Source organism: Phormidium sp. CCY1219 (assembly GCF_035615515.1).
Lineage (GTDB): Bacteria > Cyanobacteriota > Cyanobacteriia > Cyanobacteriales > Laspinemataceae > CCY1219.
On sequence record NZ_JAJENT010000377.1, the window covers coordinates 1 to 2751 of the forward strand.

The 2751-nt window shown below is 52.1% G+C and carries 1 protein-coding gene; it reads left to right on the forward strand.

Annotated elements, in window-relative coordinates:
- The first annotated feature begins 236 nt into the window (after positions 1–236).
- Positions 237–2276: a polysaccharide biosynthesis protein gene (locus LKK83_RS07225; RefSeq protein ID WP_324630327.1), complete on the forward strand. Its 2040-nt coding sequence runs from the start codon at positions 237–239 to the stop codon at positions 2274–2276.
- Positions 2277–2751 lie beyond the last annotated feature (475 nt).

The following is a 2751-nucleotide window of genomic DNA, read 5'->3' on the forward strand; positions in this document are numbered from 1 at the left end:
CCCCCGCTATTCTTCCCGACACTGACCCTTCGGGTACAGTGCGGGGCTCCTAGCGGTTAAGCTAATATGAAGATTTTTTGCAAATCTTCTGGTACCAGAAGCACTCGAAGCGATTCCCGGGGGATTGAGGGAACTATCCGCCATCCGAGAAATTCATAGTCCCTATGAAAATTGCCCTCAAATTCTGCCGAGCCGAATCCAAGCATCCCAAGCGTGATGGAATTTAGAGAGTTTCCATGATTCAACACTGGCCCATCGAAAAACTAGCCACCGCCATTCAAACCACTGCGGCCTCCCTATCCCGGCCACAGAAGCGCCTGATGCTGATTACCATCGACATCGGCTTATTTATTATCGCCATCGGTGGGGCATTTGGGCTGCGGTTCAGCCACCCGCTCCCCCTGGAAAAAATCCAGCCGTACATCTGGTTAATTCCAATCCTGATTCTAACCAAGCCCCTGGTCTTCCTGGCCACGGGAATGTACCGCCCCCTGTTGCGCTATGCAGGAGTGGAATTCTTAGCCACCGCCGCCAAAGCGGTCCTCTTCAGCTCTGGAGCCTTCGTCCTGCTGGCCTATTTACTGGAATTTTTACAACTGCCGCGCTCCATCCTGGTCAACGACGCCCTCCTCACCCTGCTGCTCGTCGTTAGCGTCCGCCTTTCCCTGCGCTGGTTCGTCAATACCATTATCTGCCTCACCCGCCAAACCCAAGCCCCGGAGCGACTGGTGATTTACGGTGCCGGCGCTGCCGGCTCGCAACTGGCCCAAGCCCTCGCCCATCACCCCGCCTACAAACCAATCGCCTTTGTAGATGACGACCCTTCGGTGCAAAATCAAAACTTGCAAGGACTGCCGGTGTACGCCCCCCGGGAGTTACCGAAACTGCAGGCTCACAAGCCATTTGACACGGTTTTAATGGCCATGCCTTCCGTGGAGCGCATCCAGAAACGACAGATTCTCGATCGCCTACACGCCTGGTCGATTCCGGTAAAAACCATCCCCTGTATCGGGGAACTCCTCTCCGGCAAACTCTCGATTAGCGAAATCCGCAATATCGATATCGTGGACCTCCTGGGGCGGGAAGAAGTGGCTCCGGATCCCGAGTTGCTGCAGATGAACATCACCGGCAAATCCGTGCTGGTTACTGGCGCGGGCGGCTCCATCGGCTCGGAATTGTGCCGTCAAATCGCCCAACAGCAGCCCAAATGCCTGGTGCTTTACGAACTGGGGGAATTTGCCCTTTACAACATCGACCTGGAACTGGGGGAAACCTATCCCCATTTGCAACGAGTGGCTTGTTTGGGGTCGGTGACGGATGAGAAGCGACTCTCATCGGTGATTGCCAACTATCAAGTGGAGACGATTTATCATGCGGCTGCCTATAAGCACGTGCCGTTAGTCGAATCCAATCCCGCTCCGGGAATTTTAAACAATATTTTAGGAACTTGGATGGCGGCGCGTTGTGCCATTGCCGGTAGCGTTGCCAATTTTGTCTTGATTTCCACCGATAAAGCGGTGCGTCCCACCAATATCATGGGCGCGAGCAAACGAGTGGCGGAACTGCTCATTCAAGCCTTGGCGGAGCAACGCACCACCTCCACCTGCTTCACCATTGTCCGATTTGGCAATGTCCTGGACAGCAGCGGCTCGGTGGTGCCGCGCTTTCGCAAGCAGATTGCTGAGGGACAGCCGATTACGGTTACTCATCCGGATATGACGCGCTATTTTATGTCCATTCCGGAGGCGGCGCGTTTGGTCATCCAAGCCAGCTCAATGGGCAAGGGCGGTGAAATTTTCTTGCTCGATATGGGCGAACCGGTTCGGATTTACGATTTGGCCATCCAGATGATTCAGCTCAGTGGATTGGTGCCGGGACAAGATATTGAAATTAAAATTACGGGTTTAAGACCGGGGGAAAAACTGCACGAAGAATTGCTGGTAGACAGCACGAATGCCAGAGCAACCCAGCATCCGAAGATTTTCTGCGCCCGAGAAGCGAAAATCCAGTGGGAATTTTTGCAACCGCGTTTGGAAACCTTGCTGGAAACGGCTGGCGATGATGACGCTGCCGGCATCTGCACCCAATTGCAGCAACTCATCCCGGAATATCAGCCGCAGAAAGGTTCCCTACAAAAGTACCCTCGCCTCAAACCGCTGTTCAACCAAAAGGAACCCAAGGCAATCAGTAGCGGAAATTTGAATCGGTTGGGGAAAAAAGACTCCCCTGGAGTATCTCCGCGCTATGAAGTGCGAACCTCGAGCACTGAGGGATGAGAGGAGAACGGTAGGGGGTGCGAGCGTGCAGGGGAGGGGAGTGTGGGGGCGGCTGTATTGAGGTGTATTGCAGCGATCGCGATCGGGCAGATTCAGCGGGCGATTAAACTCGCGCCGAACCAGGCCCTAGCGCGTAAGCTATGCGCCACAGCGCTATAGTCCGCGTAGGCGGATTCATCCTTTTTACGAAAGAAAAACGAGAGTTTGAAAGCTACGTTTTTTAAAACGTAGATGAAAAACGAACGGCAACTTTAGTCGCCTTTAAAAATAAGTCAAAAAGGTTGTCATTTCTTATTTTTTAATGTGATAATTGTATCATGGAGGTGATAAAGATGTATGGATGCCAACAAGAATTAATTAAAGGGAAAAGTGAAAAGGGAAAAGGGAAAATTTTATTCTTCACTATTCACTATTCACTATTCACTATTCACTATTCACTCTTCACTTTTCCCTTTTCCCTAGTTAATGCCGATAT